Annotated in this window: 17 protein-coding genes; all 17 read right to left on the bottom strand. The window is 38.9% G+C overall.

The genetic code is table 11. From position 1 onward, the window contains the following. The coding region (locus HMPREF2805_RS02825) for a lectin-like domain-containing protein (RefSeq protein ID WP_148131580.1) at nt 1–3,515 on the bottom strand (3,515 nt) is incomplete at its 3' end. 742 nt (nt 3,516–4,257) lie between these two features. Beyond that, nucleotides 4,258–7,050 (bottom strand): isoleucine--tRNA ligase, encoded by a 2,793-nt coding sequence (ileS, locus tag HMPREF2805_RS02820; RefSeq protein WP_075231301.1) that lies wholly within the window; start codon nt 7,048–7,050, stop codon nt 4,258–4,260. Between the two features lie 274 nt (nt 7,051–7,324). Next, the gene (locus tag HMPREF2805_RS02815; protein ID WP_075231300.1) at nt 7,325–8,083 is read right to left on the bottom strand and encodes a DivIVA domain-containing protein; all 759 of its coding nucleotides are present in this window, start codon (nt 8,081–8,083) and stop codon (nt 7,325–7,327) included. Nucleotides 8,084–8,092: 9 nt separating this feature from the next. After that, nucleotides 8,093–8,878 (bottom strand): YlmH family RNA-binding protein, encoded by a 786-nt coding sequence (locus HMPREF2805_RS02810; RefSeq protein WP_075231299.1) that lies wholly within the window; start codon nt 8,876–8,878, stop codon nt 8,093–8,095. Continuing rightward, a complete protein-coding gene (locus tag HMPREF2805_RS02805) occupies nt 8,875–9,138 on the bottom strand; it encodes a YggT family protein (protein WP_075231298.1) in 264 nt (87 codons plus the stop codon). The genes HMPREF2805_RS02810 and HMPREF2805_RS02805 overlap by 4 nt, the downstream gene beginning before the upstream one ends. Then, nucleotides 9,138–9,689, bottom strand: coding sequence for a cell division protein SepF (locus HMPREF2805_RS02800; RefSeq protein ID WP_075231297.1), 552 nt, complete (start codon nt 9,687–9,689; stop codon nt 9,138–9,140). The genes HMPREF2805_RS02805 and HMPREF2805_RS02800 overlap by 1 nt, the downstream gene beginning before the upstream one ends. A gap of 9 nt (nt 9,690–9,698) precedes the next feature. Next, the gene (locus HMPREF2805_RS02795) at nt 9,699–10,370 is read right to left on the bottom strand and encodes a YggS family pyridoxal phosphate-dependent enzyme (protein ID WP_075231303.1); all 672 of its coding nucleotides are present in this window, start codon (nt 10,368–10,370) and stop codon (nt 9,699–9,701) included. A gap of 5 nt (nt 10,371–10,375) precedes the next feature. Next, the gene (gene ftsZ / locus HMPREF2805_RS02790; protein ID WP_075231296.1) at nt 10,376–11,632 is read right to left on the bottom strand and encodes a cell division protein FtsZ; all 1,257 of its coding nucleotides are present in this window, start codon (nt 11,630–11,632) and stop codon (nt 10,376–10,378) included. A 17-nt stretch (nt 11,633–11,649) separates the two neighbouring features. Next, entirely contained in the window at nt 11,650–13,023 is a 1,374-nt protein-coding gene (gene ftsA / locus HMPREF2805_RS02785; protein ID WP_075231295.1) for a cell division protein FtsA, read from the bottom strand. A gap of 604 nt (nt 13,024–13,627) precedes the next feature. After that, complete coding sequence (locus tag HMPREF2805_RS02780; RefSeq protein WP_075231294.1) at nt 13,628–14,266, bottom strand: DUF1919 domain-containing protein; 639 nt, start codon at nt 14,264–14,266, stop codon at nt 13,628–13,630. A 234-nt stretch (nt 14,267–14,500) separates the two neighbouring features. Beyond that, the gene (rfbD, locus tag HMPREF2805_RS02775) at nt 14,501–15,352 is read right to left on the bottom strand and encodes a dTDP-4-dehydrorhamnose reductase (RefSeq protein ID WP_075231293.1); all 852 of its coding nucleotides are present in this window, start codon (nt 15,350–15,352) and stop codon (nt 14,501–14,503) included. Nucleotides 15,353–15,418: 66 nt separating this feature from the next. Next, a complete protein-coding gene (gene rfbB, locus HMPREF2805_RS02770; protein WP_075231292.1) occupies nt 15,419–16,468 on the bottom strand; it encodes a dTDP-glucose 4,6-dehydratase in 1,050 nt (349 codons plus the stop codon). A gap of 11 nt (nt 16,469–16,479) precedes the next feature. Beyond that, complete coding sequence (locus tag HMPREF2805_RS02765; RefSeq protein ID WP_075231291.1) at nt 16,480–17,073, bottom strand: dTDP-4-dehydrorhamnose 3,5-epimerase family protein; 594 nt, start codon at nt 17,071–17,073, stop codon at nt 16,480–16,482. Further along, entirely contained in the window at nt 17,074–17,943 is an 870-nt protein-coding gene (gene rfbA / locus HMPREF2805_RS02760; RefSeq protein ID WP_075231290.1) for a glucose-1-phosphate thymidylyltransferase RfbA, read from the bottom strand. Nucleotides 17,944–18,144: 201 nt separating this feature from the next. After that, nucleotides 18,145–18,702 carry a GNAT family N-acetyltransferase gene (locus HMPREF2805_RS10530; protein ID WP_083301269.1) on the bottom strand — a complete coding sequence of 186 codons (558 nt, stop codon included), beginning with the start codon at nt 18,700–18,702 and terminating at the stop codon, nt 18,145–18,147. Beyond that, nucleotides 18,703–18,876, bottom strand: coding sequence for a hypothetical protein (locus tag HMPREF2805_RS11245; protein WP_186822549.1), 174 nt, complete (start codon nt 18,874–18,876; stop codon nt 18,703–18,705). It lies immediately after the preceding gene. 102 nt (nt 18,877–18,978) lie between these two features. Further along, the gene (tagD, locus tag HMPREF2805_RS02750; protein ID WP_075231289.1) at nt 18,979–19,371 is read right to left on the bottom strand and encodes a glycerol-3-phosphate cytidylyltransferase; all 393 of its coding nucleotides are present in this window, start codon (nt 19,369–19,371) and stop codon (nt 18,979–18,981) included. Nucleotides 19,372–19,384: the final 13 nt, after the last annotated feature.

The following is a 19,384-nucleotide window of genomic DNA, read 5'->3' as shown; positions in this document are numbered from 1 at the left end:
TTACCATCTTTGTCAGCTGTTGCTGTTGCTTTTGTTCCATTTGGAAGGGTTACTTCTACGGTTGAGCCTTCTTCAGCTGTACCAGTAATACTAGTAGCACCTGCCTTAACTGCATTTACAGTTGGTGCTACTGGAGGTGTAACGTCTGCCTGACTGACAGTTTGTGCTGGGGTCAATTTAGCTGTCGAACCATTTGAGTAGGTTAGTGTTGTTGTACCATCGGTTCCTACTTCAACCTTAGTTGCACTTGGGTTCGCTGTTTCTACTGCTTTCTTAACTGCATCTTTTTCTGGTTGAGTTAGGCTTGATGGATTTTTAACTGGTGTTACTGCAGGTGCTGTTGCTTCAATTTTGAATACTGAGTCTGCTGGAATGACATCTGTACTTCCATCTTTATAAGTCACCTTAACATTAGTACCATCTACAGAAACACTTTCAATCTTATCGCTGAAAGTTGGGTTCGCATCTTTAACAGCTTTTTCAAGGACACTCGCTTCTGGAACAGTATTTGATTTAATCGGTGTTGATGGAGCTACTGCAGTATATTTGAATGACTGTGGTTTCCACATAAAACGGATACGCCCAAGTTGTCCTGGTGTAGTCGCATCACCAACATGTTCATAACCTGTATTACCCGCCGCATCTTCAGCAAAGAGGTAACGAGTGATTTGTCCACTACTTTCTGTGTAAGTGTTTTTAGGAACTTCACCAGTTACGCGAACGATAGCTGGAGTTGACTCTGTAGCAGTAGTTTCTACATGAATACCTTCAGTCTTAAGATACAAACCACCTTTAGTTCTACCGTTTAAGAAGGTAGTGTCTTCTGCACCAAGCCCACTGCGGTTATCTTGTGGTAAAGCCAGATAAGCTTTTACAATCTTACCTGAATTATCAGTTACCTTTAGCTCAATATTATTTTCTTCACCAGAGTAAACATAAATGGCTTGTGTCGCAGGATCATCATATGGAATGTGTAAGGTCGGACGAACTGTCTCTTTTACAGTAACTTTAGTTGGAGTTGATGTGTTTTTAGCTGCATCTGTTGCTGTAACACTAATTTGATCATCAGCATTCAAAGCTGGAACTGGAATTGAAAACTCACCATTTTCTCCAGCTTTTGCAGAGGCTTTTTGTCCATTTTGAAGGGTTACTTCTACGGTTGAGCCTGGCTCAGCTGTACCTGTTACTGCTGTAGAGGCTGCTGTCACTGGGTTTACAGTTGGAGCTGCTGGTGGTGTTGTATCTGCTGGTTTTGCTTCTACATTAATTTCTTTCCAATTAACAGGACTTGTGTATTTACCTTCTTTAATGTTTGAAACTACCTTAGCCTTACCTGGTTGGATTTGCTCTTTCATTTCAAGGACAATAGTATCAAAGAAACCATCACTAGAGTATGACTTAACAACTGCTTTTGATTCGTCTTTTGAAGTCCATGCCCCTGGAATTGAATCGCGTTTAATAGCGACTACACTTCTAGCGTTACCAGCTTTAGGATAATCAAAGTAAGTAATTCCCGCATCATGTGGTACTTTCAAAGTTACTGTTGTAGTTTCTGCAACAAGACTTTGTTTATCAGAAGAAGATTCAGATGGTTGAACAACTGATTCACCAAGTCCAACTTTAACCTCTGTTTCAGCACTTTCTTCACCATTGATCGTTTGGGTAACTGTCAATGTATCTCTTGGAACCAACTGATCTTGCTCAGTGATATTGCTGTTTACACCAGTTGGAAGAGTTGCAGACCAAGAACCATCCTCAGCAACAGTCACATTATCAACAATTGTCTTACCAGCAGCAGCAATTTTGATTGTTGCGCCTTTTTTACCAATTCCTGAGATGGTATTGTCTGTTGACTTGATACCTGGCTCAGTCATAACACCGCCAACTTGTAATGTTGGAGTGACAGTAGGTCCAGCTGGTGCAAATACATAAGTCAACAACTGCCCACCTGGAGTTAGGGTAACGGTATTGTTTCCTTCGTTATATGAAGGTGCTTTGCTTGCATCGATTCTCTTTAATTTATAACCTTTAGCTTCGACTGCTGCAATTTTGCTGTCTTGGGTGCTAAGGTTAATAACCTCATTTTCATCACCTGGAATCGCACTACTTGCTTCAATTTCATTACCTTTTGCATCAACAAATTTCATGTGGACGATTTGTGGCGCTGTAAACTCAAATCTTTCAATCTGAACGCGTTGCAAGTTAGTACCAGAACCTGTACTTCCTAAGAACGAAAGGGCAAAGGTTGGATTATTTTTAGTCAAGGCATTCTTAGCGTCAGTTGTCATGATGCTAGTGTTAGCATTTTTTAAGTTCGTTGTCCAAGTTTGTGAGCCATAAGTTACTGTAAAGTTTTTATTTTCATCGTATTCAATTTTAAAGTCTACCCATTGGCCACTTGGAGCTGGATTTAGAGCTTTGGCTGCTGAGCTACTTGTCGTTACCCTACCAGCATTATTTGATGAGTAGAATGAACCGAAGGCATTTGTTTTCCAGGCTCTCCCACCATATTGTGGATCGGCTGATGCATTTTGGTTGGCATTTGGGTTAGAAGTGTTGTGCCATGAGTCTAGTTTGAAACCAAAGGCATTTTTGATAGTACCCATACCAATAGAGGCTCCAGATTGACCAATAGTATTTACCTTACCTGTATGGAAGACGAAACCAACTCCATCACCACCTGGTCGGCCATCTGCATCAGTTTTGCCTTCGTATTTATTACCAATATCTACCTTACCAGTGAAGGTAAAAGGTTGTCCAGAGTTAATTTTAAAACGTAGGTAAGCACTACCAACTTGACCTGAAACGTCATCTGTCAACTTAATAGTACCTGTTGATTTATCATAGGATGCAGTTCCACCTTCTTGGAAGAAACTTTCAAAGTTATCTTTGGTTACGATAGCACGAGCAAGGTTAGTTTCATCAATTGAACGTGTTGTACCTTCAGCAACAGCACGTTTGCTTCTGACTTTAGGAGTTGCTGAAGATTCTGTAGTTGCTTCAGATGTTGTTTCAACTGTTGTCTCAGCTGCTTCAGTAACTTCCTTCACACTTGCCACAGCATGAGTCAAACGTTCAACACTTTGGTTGATTTGATCTTGGCTTGCTGAACCGTTCGCAACTAATGCTTCTGCTTCTGCAATTGCAGCTGCTACTTCAGCTTTAACTGAAGCTTCTTGACCATCCAAGTTTTTAGCTTTAGCTTGTGTCAAAACAGCTTCTAGTTGAGATTTGTCAGCTGAAACGACAGTTGTTGCTGAATTTGCTTCTACTGCTTCAGTCGCAACTGGGCTAGTTGCAGCTGGTGCCGCATAGGTCGTCGCCTCTGCAGTAGGTTCATTTTGTGTTGCTGAATTTGTAGCTTCTGTCTTAGCTTCTACACTGTCAGCGTGAACCGTTGGAGTAGCTAGTGTAGCTCCAACCGCAAAGACTAGCGAACAACCAAACAAGAAATGTTTTCCTTTTTTGATCATACGCCAATTCTTTTGTTCTGCATTTTTACGATTAAAACACATATTTATTTCTCCTTTTGTGTTTATGTAGTATTATAAATACAATTTTATTATAATCTTTTTACTTAGATAAATCAAATTTATTCTTTCGATTTCTTTCGGTTTATTATATTCCAAATGTATACATATAGGTTTTTATAATATCTAAATATAGTTTTTCTCTATTTTGTTAGTTTTTTTCTTAAAAACTTGATGTTCTTTTAAAATCAAAAAGAGCAAAAATTTTCACCACACAAACATATATATTATATGTTTTGTTAGAAACTCTTTCCTTAGCTTCCTAGAATACGTTGATTAGCTGCTAGAATTCCAAATTTATACACGGGCTTAGATATTTCTTAAGCAGCCTGCTAACAAAAAAGAGCAATTTTATTTTATAGTAAAATGAAATAAAATCTGAACAAATTGACTAGGGAAATCAAATCAATTTCTATCCATATTTTAGAAGCAACAGTGTGCTATACTATATTTGATTGAAATAAGGTATGAACAATTCGATTAGGAAAGTCAAACTAATTTCTAGAAATATTTTTAGCAGTCATAATGTATGATTTTAGATTCAATCTACTATATTATGGATTCAATCCACTATACAAAAAAGATACTTGGTAAAAAGGGCATTACAATAAAAAAACGCATAATACCAGACTTGCAAAAGTCTTGATAGTATGCGTTTAATGTTGGAGAGCGCTATTGGCCTTTCTTTTCAAATCAACCTTTGGACTACCCTCGCCATTTTTTACTTTTATTTTACTTCAAATCCTTCTGCGACTGCATCCGCAAAGTTTTCTTCTACGATACTTGCACAGTGGTCACAGATGGTTGCGTGGTAGCAACGTTCTGCTGTACTTGGATCAATACGGCGGCAACGATCACAAACTTCACCTGCAGCGCGTTCAACTGTAAAGGCTACATCTTCAAAGGCTACTGCACCTTCTGGAACTGGTCCTTCTGCGATAGTCAATTCTGAGACGATCAAGAGTTGAGCAACATTACTGTTAACCGCACCAAGAAGGGTTTGTACCACTTCATTTGGATAAACTGTCAAGTGAGCTTCAAGGGATTTACCGATGACTTTGGCATTACGAGCTTCTTCCAAGGCTTTTTGAGCTTGTCCACGGAACTCCATGAAGGCTGCCCATGTATCCAAGATTTCCTCTTGGTTAGCAAAAGTTTGAGCTTCTGGCAATTCTGACAATTGGACAAAGTCTTCAGCTTCAAACTCAAGATATGACCAGATTTCTTCCGCAGTGTGAGGAAGGATTGGAGTCAAAAGTTTGGTGATTTTTACAAGGATATCATAGAAGACAGTTTGCATTTGACGGCGTTCAAGTGATTTTGCACCTTCGATGTAGACAACATCTTTGGCAAAATCAAGGTAGAAGGCTGATAAGTCAACGTTGATAAAGTTCACCAAGGCCTTGTAGATTGTCAAGAATTCAAAGTCTGCATAAGCATCACGAATTGTCTTAACAAGCTGGTTAAAGCGGATGGTCATGTACTTATCAACTGAACGAAGTTCTTCGTAAGCTACTGCATCCTCAGCTGGGTTAAAGTCAGATGTGTTAGCAATCAAGAAACGAAGGGTATTACGGATCTTACGATAAGTCTCAGAGACTTGGCTCAAGATATCCATAGAGATACGCACGTCGTTGCTTGAGTCAACACTTGTTACCCAGAGACGCAAGATTTCAGCACCAAATTGTTTCTCAACATCGCTTGGAGCAATGGTATTTCCAAGAGATTTAGACATCTTCTCACCTTTACCATCAAGGGCAAAACCTTGTGACAAGATTTGTTTGTATGGTGCCACACCATGGTTAGCCACAGATGTGATAAGAGAAGAGTTGAACCAACCACGGTATTGGTCAGAACCTTCAAGGTAGAGGTCGGCTGGGTATTTGAGTTCTGGACGGTTAACCACGACACCATTCCATGATGAACCTGAGTCGAACCAAACGTCCATGATGTCTGTTTCTTTCTTGAACTCACCATTTGGTGAACCTGGATGTGTAAATCCTTCTGGCAAGAGGGCTTTAGCATCACGTTCCCACCAGATAATTGAACCATGTTCCTCAAAGAGTTGAGCTACATGTTCAATCGTTTCAGCTGTCATGATTGGTGTGCCGTCTTCTGCGTAGAAGATTGGAAGAGGAACTCCCCAAGCACGTTGACGAGAGATGACCCAGTCACCACGGTCACGGATCATGTTGTAAAGACGGACTTTACCCCATTCTGAATGGAATTTCACTTTTTCGATTTCATCTAAAATATCTTGACGGAATTTTGATACTGAAGCAAACCATTGTGGAACTGCACGCCAGATGATTGGTTTTTTCGTACGCCAGTCAAATGGGTAGGAGTGAGAGATTTCTTCTTGAGCAAGAAGGAGGTTGCCTAGTTTTTCAATGACAGTTGGCACTACCTTGTCGTAGAATTGACCTTCAAACTCAGCGCCAGCATTAGCCATCATGATACCACGTTCGTTAACTGTCACAGCAACTTCAAGACCATTAGCCACACCAACATTGTAGTCGTCCTCACCAAAACCAGGAGCTGTATGGACGATACCTGTACCAGAGTCAGTTGTAACGTGGTCACCAAGGATAACGAGTTCATCTACTGCAGTATCCCATGGGTGTTCTGTCACGATATGGTTCAATTCTTGACCACGATAAGTCGCCAAAACTTGAACATCAGTCCAGCCAAATTTCTCAGACAAGCTAGTCAATAATTCTGCAGCGACCACAAACTTACGAGCTTCACCAGTAGGTTGAACCAAAACGTAATCAATATCTGCACCAACTGTCAAACCACGAGAAGCTGTGATAGTAAATGGAGTAGTTGTCCAGACAACGATATAAGTATCTGTATCTAGAACACCTTTGCCATCTTTAACCTTGTTGGCATAGTAAAGTGATGTTGATACCAAGTCGTGGTATTCAATCTCCGCTTCAGCAAGAGCTGACTCAGATGACCAAGACCAGTAAACTGGCTTAGCACCACGGTAGATATAACCTTTGTTTGCCATCTCACCGAAGACACGGATTTGGGCTGCTTCATAGTCAGGAGTCAAAGTCACATAAGGATTTTCCCAGTCACCTGAAACACCCAAGCGCTTGAAGTCTTCACGCTGTTTATCTACTTGAGAAAGAGCGTATTCACGGCAAAGTTTCAAGTACTCAACCAAGTCCATCTCTTTACGTTTAACACCTTGTTTAGCCAAAACTTGCTCGATTGGTAGTCCGTGTGTATCCCAACCTGGAATGTATGGTGCGTAGAATCCTGACATAGACTTAGAACGAACAATGATATCTTTTGAAATCTTGTTCATAGCATGACCAACGTGGATATTTCCGTTAGCGTATGGAGGTCCATCATGAAGAGTGAAATGAGGTTTTCCTTCATTTAATTCTTGACGGCGTTGGTACAATTTTGCTTCTTCCCATTCTTTTTGCCAGACTGGCTCTTTGGTTGGAAGGCCTGCACGCATTGGGAAGTCAGTTTTCCCAAGATTTAAAGTTTCTTTGAGTTTCATGATATCTCCTTTTTTATATAGACAAAATAAAAACCACGACTCGCTAAAAAGGACGAAAATCGTGGTACCACCTTTGTTCGGAAAAAGAACTAGTCTTTCTCCCTCTTTTCCCGTAACGTGGGGAACGTCAAATCCTACTAACTTCAGACTTGATAACTTGAGAGGATAATCTTATCAACAGGGATTGTAGGACTTCCACCATCTCCTACTCGCTAAAAATATGTTTGATAAGATCTTGTTCTCAGATTTTACAATTACAAATGTTGAGAAATTGTTATTCTGAATCCTCTTTAGACTCAGAACTCATTTCATTATTTACTAACGAAGATAAGTCAGATAAAGTTGATTCATCCTGTGCTTCCATCAATTCACGATTAGTTGCTTCTATACGTGCTTGGAGCTCAGCAACCTCTTCAGGTGAAAACTGACGAGTCAAATCATTGGCTTCCTCCTCATGAAATGCTGAAATATTTTCCCCCAAAGCCTCTCTAACCACCTCTTTAAAGACCTCATCACTAGTTTGTAAATAAGTTGCTGTTGGACGTAAAATTTCTTCCCAATCAGATGAATCAACGATGGCCAATTGACTTTCAATTGTAGATTTCAAGCGTTGATGGAAGACGCGACTCTTATTCTTCAGTTCTTCTGTCTCAATCGCAACCTTCTTAGCATTATCAGTTGCTTGACGTAAAATTTCATTTGCCTTGTACTTAGCTTCATCAAGCAAACGTTGTGATTCCTGTTCAGCATGATGAATAATATTATGAGAGCGTTCAGTAGCTGCCTGTTTAACTCGCTCGGCAGTATCTTGAGCAATTAAAACAGACTGACTCAATGAATCTTTCATCTCATCAAAATAAGACAAACGCTCTTCTAAATTTCTAATTTGTTGCTCTTTATCATGGTTACTTCGAACCAATGTTTCATAGTCTCGAACTACAATATCGAGAAATTCATCAACTTCTTCAGGATCAAAACCTCTAAACTTAGTACTAAAGCTTTTATCCTTAATCTCTAACGATGTAATTGGCATATTTTCCCCTCACTTACTTAATAATAATTGTATTGTCAATTTCTTCTTATCCCTTTTTGTTTGACCATTTTCTCTCAGAACACTAATCCTTCCAAAACGTCTGACACTTACTAAATCACCAATCTTAACTTGATAATCAGATTTTTCAACCAGATGGTAATTTATCTGAACATATTTTCTTTCTAACAAATCAGCTGTCTGCGAGCGAGACAATTTCAGAACATTTGACAAGAAAGCATCCAAGCGCATACTCGGAACTAAAACTTCCTTTTCCTGATAATCACTCTCGGCTTCTATCAATTCTTCAAAGGATTTGACTTCAAGTTTGACAGGCAATCGAGCAATCTTTTGAATCCCATCTTGAAAGAGAGAAGTGAATTTTCGGTCCACAATGATTTGAGCTCTATTTTCCGTTACCAATATATCACCAAACAACTTGCGATCGATTCCCAGACGATTCAGAACAGTTCCTAAAATCTTGGAATGTGTCAATTGGTCAAACTTGCTAGAATAAACAATCTCAAGCAAGTCCATTTCAAAATCCGCCAAAGTCGGTATGAAATAATCTGGTGCAAGTAGTACACGACTATACTCGCTAGCTACAAAATCATTGCTAGAAAAAACTTTAATCCCTTGATGATTGCCCAATGTCTTTAAAATAAAGACCTGATGGGGGTTGATAAAGGGAGTTAAGATGGGAGCGTAGTGCTCCTCAACCTGCCTGAGCCACTCCAAACCTTTATCAATAAAAGGAATATCCTCGACTGAAAAATGCTGATAGATATCTTTTCTCATGCTAGTATTAAAAGAAAACGGATCAGATAGTTTCCAAGTAAATGAACTAAAAGGACGGCCACCCAAACTGAAAAATCTAAACCACCAATACTTAGCGGCAGACGTCTCAAAGGTTGAAGAATCGGTTTGACTAAATTAGTCAACAAACGACCTGCTCTAGTCTCATAGGCATTTGGAAACCAGGATAAGAGAGCAAACGCTACAAGTATCATAGAATAGATATCTGTAGCGTTTTGAATAAAGCGAACTAGAAATATCATTATCTCACTCGTTTTCTCTTCATATCGAAATCAAACTCTTCACCATGAGTTCCCTCTGGCAAACGAATATCTTCGATGTTAACCACAACTCCTACCGGTGTCAAAAGGTACATGGTATTTGCAACCTTTCTTAATTCACCAGCAAGTACATGACGAGCTCCATCTAAATAGTCTAGACAACGACGCGCTTGTACTTCAGTCATGTATTGGAAATCGATTAAAATACTTTCATTGCCTGCTAGTAAATCAACGATATCCGTTGCATCTTCGTAGCGACGAGGATAACGAACATCAATGGTTACCTTTTCTGTACTACGATGACTCTTCATCGCTAATTCTTGCTGACGAGCATGAAGGCGCGTAATATTTTTTTCCTTTGAATTCACTTGTGAAGGCTGAGGAAGTTGTTGAGCTTGTGGAAGTTCTTCCATGGGGGCAGAAACTGATGTTAGCGTTTTTTCAGGCTTTAATTCAGCAACGTTTGGTGCCACTTCTTCTCCATCTTCAGTGAAATAATCTATAAACTTTTCAAATTTATTTTTTAGTGACATGGTTATTTCCTACTTAAAAAATGCTGTGCCGATTCGAACGAAAGTTGAACCACATTGAATCGCTTCTTTGAAGTCTCGACTCATACCCATACTTAGTTCTGTCATCGGCATATTGGGGAGATGTTTTTCTTGAATGTTTTTTTGCAATTCTTGCGTTTCTTTAAATATCTCTAGTAATTCTTGACTAGTTGCATCAAATGGAGCCATGGTCATCAGTCCCACATACTCAATCTGGTCTAATTCTGAAAGTTCTGGTAAGAGGGCTAACAATTCTTCTTTCGAAAAACCGTGCTTGCTCTCTTCCTTAGAAATATTTACTTGCAAAAAGCACTTAATCTTGTGGTCTGCTCGTTTTTGAATTTCCTGAGCTAGCTTTAAGGAATCTAAAGCATGAAAATAATCCACATAAGAAATCACTTCCTTGACTTTACGTCTCTGTAAGGTTCCAATCAAATGCCAGGTAAGATTCTTATCACTTAGAGCATGATACTTGTCAAGAAATTTATCAACACGGTTCTCACCAATGTGTTGCACTCCTTGCGAAACCAAAGCTGAGGCTGTTTCAACATCTACATATTTGGTCACCGCAATCACAGAAACCGAGTCGTTTTCACGACCGGCTTCCTGAACTGCATTCGATATCTGTTGAAAAACAAGGTTCGTATTTTCTTTTAAATTCATCTTCATCAACGATTTTTAAAGAATGGTGGTGTTTCCAACTCATCTTCATCCGTAGCTGCTGGAACTTCAAAACGTTCCACTGGAGAAACAACTGGCTCTCCTTGACGAACGATGGCATCGCGTCTCAAGTCCCAGTCACCAAAAGCTGATGTCTTTGGAGCTTCTTGACGGCGATAACTTGGAGTTGGAATTTCTGCTGTATCAGCCATATCAAAATTACGATCAAAAGTCTGCGCATGACTAGTTCGAGCAGGTTCACGGTGTGTTGCTTGGCGCGGCTGAGGAGTTACAACTTTCTCAACTTTATCCTGACGTACTCCTGTCGCAACAACTGTCACGCGGATTTCGTCTTTCATAGTCTCATCAATAGATGTTCCAAGCCAGATGTTAACACCATGACCAGCTGCTTGGTTCACAATTTCTGATGCTTCCTCAGCTTCAATCAAAGTCAAGTCCAAACCACCAGTTACGTTAACAATCACATCCTCAGCGCCATCGATAGTTGTTTCAAGAAGTGGTGAGTAGATTGCTTTACGAGCAGCTTCTACAACACGTTCTTCACCGCTACCGATACCAATTCCCATAAGGGCGTTACCTTTATTGGCCATAACAGTCTTAACGTCTGCAAAGTCCAAGTTGATCAAACCAGGATTTGTAATCAAATCTGTAATCCCTTGTACACCTTGACGAAGAACGTTATCTGCTTCACTCAACGCTTCAAGAAGTGGAGTCTTCTTGTCAACGATTTCTAGCAAGTTGTTGTTTGAGATAATCAAGAGTGTATCAACATGCTCACGAAGTTCGTTAATCCCTTCGATAGCAAATTGTCCACGTTTGCTTCCTTCAAAACCAAATGGACGAGTGACAACACCTACTGTCAAAGCTCCAAGACTTTTTGCAATACGAGCGATAACTGGTGCAGCACCTGTACCAGAGCCTCCACCCATACCAGCAGTGATGAAGACCATATCAGCACCGCTGATTGCTTCTGTCAATACTTCTTCGCTTTCTTCCGCAGCTTTACGGCCAACTTCAGGTTGACCTCCTGCACCAAGTCCGCGAGTCAATTTAGGACCGAGCTGGATAACTGTCTCAGCTTTTGTACTGCTCAAAGCTTGCACATCTGTGTTAGCTGCGATAAATTCAACGCCAGAAACGCCTTCGTCAACCATACGGTTGATGGCATTTCCACCACCACCGCCGACACCGATTACTTTAATTACTGCACCTTGTGCTGCTGCTGTATCAAATGAAAATGTCATATTTATATTCCTCTATTTTATTCGTCAAACATGCTTCCAATCAAGCTACGGAAACGATCCGTTAATTTACCTTTGCTCTTTTCTTCCGATTGAAGAGGAGCTACTGGTTCAACAGATTGAGTTGTTTCAGGCTCAGAAGTTGTCACTGTATTAAATACTGGTCGTGGAGAAACAGGTGAAACTGGTTGAGCTGAATTTATAAAGTCAAGTGACTGGTGACTTAAAGTACGTTCTCCTCGAATTGCTCGCTGAGCTAGAACATTCACTTCAGTAAGGCTTCCAGCGAATTCTGACAAGCTAATGACATGGGCAAAAGCAGGATTGCGAATCCCAACTTGATTTGGTACGAATAACTTAACACGGACTCCAAATACTTCTTGAGCCAATTCAACGACACCTGGAAGGAGGGCATTCCCACCAATCAAAGCAATACCTCCTGGCAAGTCTAATAGGTGACGTCTTTCCAAATCTTGCTTAATTTGCTCAAAAATGTGCTTAAGTCTTGCTGAAATAATCTCAGCCAAGTATTCTTCAGTTACTTCAACTGGTTCAACTTCACCGATTACTTCAACTTGGAAAGTTTCCTTGCTAGCTAGCGGTGGATAAGCTTCACCATAGTTCAATTTTAGACCTTCTGCAATTTTCTTAGAAGTCTTAAGAACTTTTGAAATGTCTTTTGTGACATAATCGCCACCCTCTTGGTTGACATTTGTATATTGAAGTTCTTGGTTGCGAATAGTGGCAACAGTCGTTTGACCACCACCCATGTCGATAACAGTCGCACCAAACTCACGTTCACCTTCATTCAAGACAGAGTGAACCATTGCAAGAGGTGAAATAATCACGTTATCGACTTGAATGCCTACACGCTCTACAGTTTTACGAAGATTATGGAGAATCGTACGTGGGCCAGTGTACAAGAGACCGCGCATTTCCAAACGCACCCCCATCATTCCACGAGGATCACGAATTCCTTGGAATCCATCTACGACAAATTCCTCTGGAATAAAGGTGATAACTTCACGGTCTGGAGTCATACTTTTAGTCAAAGCTGATTTAACCACATTTTCAACATCTTGATCTGTAATTTCTCTTGTATCTGATGTCACCGGAATCATGCCTTGAGTTGGCTCAACTTGCAGCAAATTAGCTGGTAAACCAACGTTTACAGACTTGATTGAAATTCCTGCTTTTTCTTCGGCTTGAGAAATCGCAGACTTAATAGCAGTCGCTGCTGCTTCAATGTCAACGATAATCCCATCTTTGACACCTTTACTTTTGGCATTGCTTACGCCAATTACATTCACTTCACCATTTACAAGCTCTGCAACCAACACTTTAATAGAGCTAGTTCCAATATCTAAGCCTGTAAAAAAACCATTCCTAGTCATTACACTGCGTCCTCTCTATCTTACCAGTTTCACACTTCTATTTTTAATAGCTACACCAAGGCATAACTACTCACAGAATATTATAACACAAAAAATACATTCGTGCTCGAATTTTCTAACATTTAACCAAGCTTTTTCTTGAATTTTTATAATTATCCGACGATTTCATCGGTGGGTAAATAAAAAGAAAACGGCTGGGCAAACGCCCCCTTAAAATAAGAAAACGCATAATATCAGATGTTCAAAAAACTTGATACTATGCGTTTTATAACGGAAAGATTTACTCAATTTTATCTTCAAATTGAGTTTTTAGCTCCTCCGACTTTTATTTGAAAAAAACAGTAAAAAAGCGCAAAAAATCACTTCTTGTTCTATACTATAATTGAATTGAATTTTTTTATTTTGGGCGTTAGAACTGTTTCCTCAGTCCTAGCGCCTTTTCTGTTTGATAAGTCTGCTTGATGGAGAGTAGTTTGTAAATGATTCTAAGAATCTTATGGGTGCAAGCAATGACGGATTTCATCTTATTTTGTCATGAGTTAGCAGGATCTGCCTGCTTAGAGTTTTATTAATCAAAATTTCATATTTTATTTCAAAAATATCCCTATTTTCTATTTAATTGTATTATTCCTTCATTAAAAAATTTAATATAATCAAAAAGATCAATATCTCTTTTTCCTACCAGTATATTTCTATATCCTAGTAGACTTTTCACTTGTATTTTACCATTAATTGTTTCATTAGCTTTTGGAATATGTATGGCAGACTTTATTTCTGGCATCTCCTTACTTACGAACACAACTTTATTTTTATAGGATAATTTATCAAATTCCAATATATCTTCATATGTACATCCATCCCGCTCTATCATGAAAATAAATAAATTGTCCAAATTTACTCTTCTCTTTCTTTCATTCCATTTATCTTTTAATTCTGAAAAATTTTTATAATGTAAACCATGTATCTCTATATCATTACATAAAGCGATAGGATAATCACCTGACCATTCTTTTTCCGCTAGTGGTTGCTCAAAATAGTAAGTCAAATTCTTACAAAACTTAACAAATGAGCTGGGTTCGATAAACAAGTTCACTGTTGGAGACATAAATTTAAGCCCTAATTTATGACTTATTACACCTCCAAGACAGTTAGAGCTTATTATCGTGAAGTCAGAATTTTTTAAATCTAATCTTTTCTTCTTAATCATATTAAATTCTAATGCTTTTAAAAAATATTTTATCATACTATTCTTCCCTCCATACTGATGAACTTGAATACCTTCCTCTTCACGGGTATAGATATTACCCGCGATGTGATTCCTTTTTCAATGACTTTTACTTTTTGCCTTTTAAGGTCGCTTCATGGACAAACACTGCACCAAAAAAGGCCCACACCTACAACAGATAATCGTACATCTTAAGCTCCTTTGGAGTTCATTATCTGCCTCTTTTATTAGACTAGAAAATCATTCTATTGCTTATCTCACTTCTTGTTTATAAAATTCTTTCAAGGCATCTTGCCAAGTTGGGATGACAAATCCTGTAGATTTGGCTTTGGCCAGACTCATCGTTGAGTTTAGGGGACGTTTAGCTTTTGCTGGAAATTGACTGGAATCTACTGGCTTGATTTCCACATCTGTATCTTTCAAAATTTCAACTGCAAAATCATACCAAGTTGTGTCTTCTGTAGCATCATTTGACAAATGATAATAACCAAATTCCTTACGGTTTTCAGCTAGGTAGGTCATGAATTCAGCCAAGGTACGAGTCCAAGTCGGACGACCGTGCTGATCATTTACAACTGTTAAAGTCTTATGAGTTTTTGCAAGATTTTGCATGGTAAAAACGAAGTTTTTGCCATAATTTCCAAATACCCATGCAGTACGGATAATATAGAAATTAGACACATACTTCTCAACTAATTCTTCTCCCATACGCTTAGTACGACCATATTCCGTTTGAGGATCTGGTTTGTCATCCACTTCCCACTCTTGTCCAACTGGTTTCTTACCGTCAAATACATAATCTGTAGAGATGTAGACTAGAGTTGCACCATGCTTTTCGGATGCTTTGGCGACATTTTCTGTCCCCGTAACATTGATGGCAAAGTCCAACTCTTTTCCTTCATCCTCAGCTGCATCAACAGCTGTGTAGGCTGCACAATGGTAAACTAAAGTCGGTTTCACCTCTTCAAAAACTTTCTCCACCATTGCTGCATCGGTAATGTCCATCTCAGCCACATCTACGGCAACGTATTCTTCATTACGCTCATCTAATAAATAACGAAGTTCCGTTCCTAATTGGCCATTTGCCCCTGTAATTAAAATCATTTTTCTTCCTTTCAACTGATTCACAATTCTTCGGTATAGCAATAAAAAGCAGAAAGTTTCTGCCTTTTATTTTTCAAGAACCTCTTGTGTTTTAGCGTAGTTGGCTTCAACAGCTTCTTTTTCTCCCTGCCACCACTCTTGGTTATCTTTGTACCATTGAATGGTTTCTTTGAGACCTTGTTCGAAGTTGGTGAATTCTGGTTTCCAGCCCAACTCATCACGGAGCTTGCTTGCGTCAATTGCATAACGAAGGTCATGTCCTGCACGGTCAGTCACATGATCATAGGCATCGGCAGGTTGTCCCATTTCCTTAAGGATAAGTTCCAAAACTTCCTTGTTGTTCTTCTCGCCATCAGCACCAATCAAGTAGGTTTCACCGATTTGCCCTTTTGTCAAGATTGTCCAAACTCCTGAAGAGTGGTCATTGGTATGAATCCAGTCACGAACGTTCTTACCTTCACCGTACAATTTTGGTTTAATTCCACTTAGAATGTTGGTAATCTGACGTGGGATAAATTTTTCAATATGTTGATAAGGACCGTAGTTATTTGAACAGTTAGAAATCGTTGCCTTGACTCCAAATGATCGTACCCAGGCTTTGACAATCAAGTCTGAAGCTGCCTTAGTTGATGAGTAAGGAGAGCTTGGATTGTATTTGGTATCAGCGGTAAATTTCTCACCTGGACCTTCACCATGACCTGGCAAATCCTCACGTAGAGGAAGGTCTCCATAAACTTCATCTGTAGACACATGGTGGAAACGAATATTATATTTACGAGCTGCTTCCAAAAGAGTATAGGTTCCGATGAAGTTGGTATGGATAAATGGTGATGGATCATTGAGTGAATTATCATTGTGACTCTCAGCGGCATAGTGAACAATAGCATCTGCTTGAGCTGCCAACTTGTCTACCAACTCTGCATCAGCAATGTCACCAACAACTAACTCAACACGATCACCTAAAATTTCCTCAATATTAGCGCGGTTCCCAGCATAAGTCAACTTGTCTAGGACTGTCACGTGAACATCTGGAAAATTCTTGTAAACATAGTGGACAAAGTTGGATCCGATAAAGCCAGCTCCACCTGTCACGATAATTTTTTTGTATTCAGTCATATTCTTTCCTTTTACAAATCTTCTTTTTTCAAAGGTTTTACATCCTTAAGTAGTGGATGATTTTTATCTGCTTCTGAAACCTCTGCTTCTGCAAGATTTTCCCATTCAATACCAAGGCTTGGATCAGCGTAGTTTACAAAGGCATACTTAGGTTTGAGTTCGAGAGCCCAATAATCATTGACCAGATAACTATAAGAAACTGTATCTGATAGGACTTGAAAACCATTGGCCACACCCCGAGGAACAAAGATTCCCTTGCTCGCATCAATTACTGTCTGGTAGGTATTTCCGAAGGTTTCGCCCTCACGTAAATCAACCCAAGAGCCCAGAACTTTCCCACCATCTGCTACAGAGATGTACTTATCCCAAGGCTCTGCATGTAGGCCACGGAGAACATTTTTGCGTGAGAAGGATACATTGTTTTGCAATTTCCCTTCTGCAAAGAAAGATTCTGGAAATCCAAGTGGAAGCATTTTTTCCTTTTGGAAATTTTCTTTAAACCAGCCACGATTGTCTCCATGAACGGGGATATCAAACTCCAGCATACCTGGAATAGCTTCAACCTTGTGTGCCGCAAGCGTCTTACCGAAAAAATTATCTGCCATCTATGCTTCTCCAATCAAACGGAGCAGATACTGCCCGTATTCATTTTTCTTAAGTGGTTGGGCTAAGGCCAATACATCTTCGCGACTGATATAGCCCATACGGTAAGCAATTTCTTCCAAGTTCGCCACCTGAACATTTTGCATTCGTTGAACTGTCTCGATGTACTGTGACGCCTCTAGCAAACTTTCATGAGTGCCAGTATCCAACCAAGCAAAGCCACGTCCCATAACCTCAACCGATAAATCTCCACGATCTAGGTAAGCCTTGTTGACATCTGTAATTTCCAATTCACCACGCGGGCTTGGTTTTATATTTTTGGCAATTTCTACCACATCATTATCGTAGAAATAGAGACCTGTAACTGCATAATTGGAACGAGGATGCTCTGGCTTTTCTTCGATAGAAATAGCGTTCATATCCTTGTCAAACTCAACAACGCCAAAGCGTTCTGGATCCTTCACATGATAGCCAAACACAGTTGCTCCTGACTCCTTACTAGCTGCCTTTTGTAGCATCTTCGAAAGGCCAGGACCATGATAGATATTGTCACCTAAGATCAGAGCAACACTATCATCGCCAATAAACTCTTCCCCAATGATAAAGGCTTGTGCCAAACCATCTGGACTCGGTTGCTCTGCATAAGAAAGTTTAATCCCGAACTCAGAGCCATCTTGCAAAAGTTCTTTGAAACGAGGCAAATCTTGAGGAGTTGAGATAATCAAAATATCCCTAATCCCAGCCAACATCAATGTTGAAAGTGGGTAGTAAATCATCGGTTTATCATAAACCGGCATCAGTTGTTTTGATGCAGCTCGAGTCAACGGATATAAACGTGTCCCCGAACCACCCGCGAGAATAATACCTTTCATAGTAGGGTACCTTTCTTTGTTGTTTTAGAGTCAATTACTATTAGTTGTGTACTGCTCTAAAAGGAAAATAATCATCACATTTTTTCAAATTATTATCTAAAAATTACAGAAAATTTCTTCTTTATCCATAAAAAATTCACTTATTTCATAGTACATTTAGTATAAAATGAAATAAGTGAATTCTACTTTGTTTATATACAATTAAAAGTCATTTCCTAACGATGTCTCAAATAACTGTGTAAGAGGCATAATTTCACCATTTCTTAGTTTTTCAATACTAAAATACATAGTAACTGGTTTTCCATTATAAATCGCCATCTCTCTAGGATCAATGAAACCCAGTTTTTCATAGAATTCTACAGCATCCTCTAAAGCATGAACTCTTACCCCTTTTATTGGTAACCAACAGTCAATAGTTAAAGATAATCGAAGTGCAAAGGTCACCAAAAGCGAACCAATCCCTCTTTTCTGGCAATCCTTGTGAACACCAAGATAGTCTATACTAATTCCCATCTCTTTACCCTGAGCGATGAAAGAAAATGATACTAGTCTACAAGAAATAAAACCTAGTAATTCAAAATTTTGATTTACAATAGCTAACACATGGCCTGATTCTTCATCGTATTTGTTGTAAATATCCAAAAAAACATCATTCAATTCTTGATATCCACAATCAAAAGATCTAACATCCTCATCATTTAAAATAGATGATGAAGTACTTATTAATTTCAATTCATCAATAGAATCCAAAACAGGCAATTAGTACGTCTCCTTACTAAACACTTTCAAACGTTTACTTTTCTCATTCAGTCGTCGTAATCTACGACTAACATCATCAGATAAGTCATACTCACCATTTAAAATAGATAAAATATGTTGTTTTTCTTCATCAGTCTTCTCTTCAGTAAGTACATCTTTAAAAATTACTGCCATTATTCTCACCTCACTTCGATGGTTAAAGTTTTGTTACTTTATTCTATCAAAAACTAGACACAAAAGCTACAATTTCTTATATCAGCATTTTTTAATAATAGTTCATTCTGACAAATCTTCTTTTATCTTTGTGGTTGATATTTCTTTTGTTCTAGGCAAATAAACTACTTCAACACCTTCTTCTTCAAGATAATCAAATTTACCTTTCCAATCATCACCCATTACGAAAGTATCAATATGGTACTCTTTAACATCTGACTTTTTCTGTTCCCAACTAGTTTCAGGGATTACTAGATCTACATATCGAATAGCTTCTACTAAATTTTTTCTGTGTTCATAGTTAAAGTAACATACTTTATTCTTTTCTTTTAAATTAAACTCATCACTTGAAACAACCACAATCAAGTAATCACCTAGTTGTTTAGCACGTTTCAACAGATTGATATGACCATAATGCAATAAATCAAATGTACCATATGTTATAACTCTTTTCATTCAAAGAACTCCT

It is taken from the genome of Streptococcus sp. HMSC034E03, assembly GCF_001811505.1.
Classification (GTDB): domain Bacteria; phylum Bacillota; class Bacilli; order Lactobacillales; family Streptococcaceae; genus Streptococcus.
This window is presented reverse-complemented; position numbering and strand designations above follow the sequence as displayed.

Bases quoted from the DNA above. Each gene is read 5' to 3' on its own strand.
- ileS (WP_075231301.1), bottom strand. From the start codon at position 7,050: ATGAAACTCAAAGAAACTTTAAATCTTGGGAAAACTGACTTCCCAATG.
- HMPREF2805_RS02815 (WP_075231300.1), bottom strand. From the start codon at position 8,083: ATGCCAATTACATCGTTAGAGATTAAGGATAAAAGCTTTAGTACTAAG.
- HMPREF2805_RS02810 (WP_075231299.1), bottom strand. From the start codon at position 8,878: ATGAGAAAAGATATCTATCAGCATTTTTCAGTCGAGGATATTCCTTTT.
- HMPREF2805_RS02805 (WP_075231298.1), bottom strand. From the start codon at position 9,138: ATGATATTTCTAGTTCGCTTTATTCAAAACGCTACAGATATCTATTCT.
- HMPREF2805_RS02800 (WP_075231297.1), bottom strand. From the start codon at position 9,689: ATGTCACTAAAAAATAAATTTGAAAAGTTTATAGATTATTTCACTGAA.
- HMPREF2805_RS02795 (WP_075231303.1), bottom strand. From the start codon at position 10,370: ATGAATTTAAAAGAAAATACGAACCTTGTTTTTCAACAGATATCGAAT.
- ftsZ (WP_075231296.1), bottom strand. From the start codon at position 11,632: ATGACATTTTCATTTGATACAGCAGCAGCACAAGGTGCAGTAATTAAA.
- ftsA (WP_075231295.1), bottom strand. From the start codon at position 13,023: ATGACTAGGAATGGTTTTTTTACAGGCTTAGATATTGGAACTAGCTCT.
- HMPREF2805_RS02780 (WP_075231294.1), bottom strand. From the start codon at position 14,266: ATGATAAAATATTTTTTAAAAGCATTAGAATTTAATATGATTAAGAAG.
- rfbD (WP_075231293.1), bottom strand. From the start codon at position 15,352: ATGATTTTAATTACAGGGGCAAATGGCCAATTAGGAACGGAACTTCGT.
- rfbB (WP_075231292.1), bottom strand. From the start codon at position 16,468: ATGACTGAATACAAAAAAATTATCGTGACAGGTGGAGCTGGCTTTATC.
- HMPREF2805_RS02765 (WP_075231291.1), bottom strand. From the start codon at position 17,073: ATGGCAGATAATTTTTTCGGTAAGACGCTTGCGGCACACAAGGTTGAA.
- rfbA (WP_075231290.1), bottom strand. From the start codon at position 17,943: ATGAAAGGTATTATTCTCGCGGGTGGTTCGGGGACACGTTTATATCCG.
- HMPREF2805_RS11245 (WP_186822549.1), bottom strand. From the start codon at position 18,876: ATGGCAGTAATTTTTAAAGATGTACTTACTGAAGAGAAGACTGATGAA.
- tagD (WP_075231289.1), bottom strand. From the start codon at position 19,371: ATGAAAAGAGTTATAACATATGGTACATTTGATTTATTGCATTATGGT.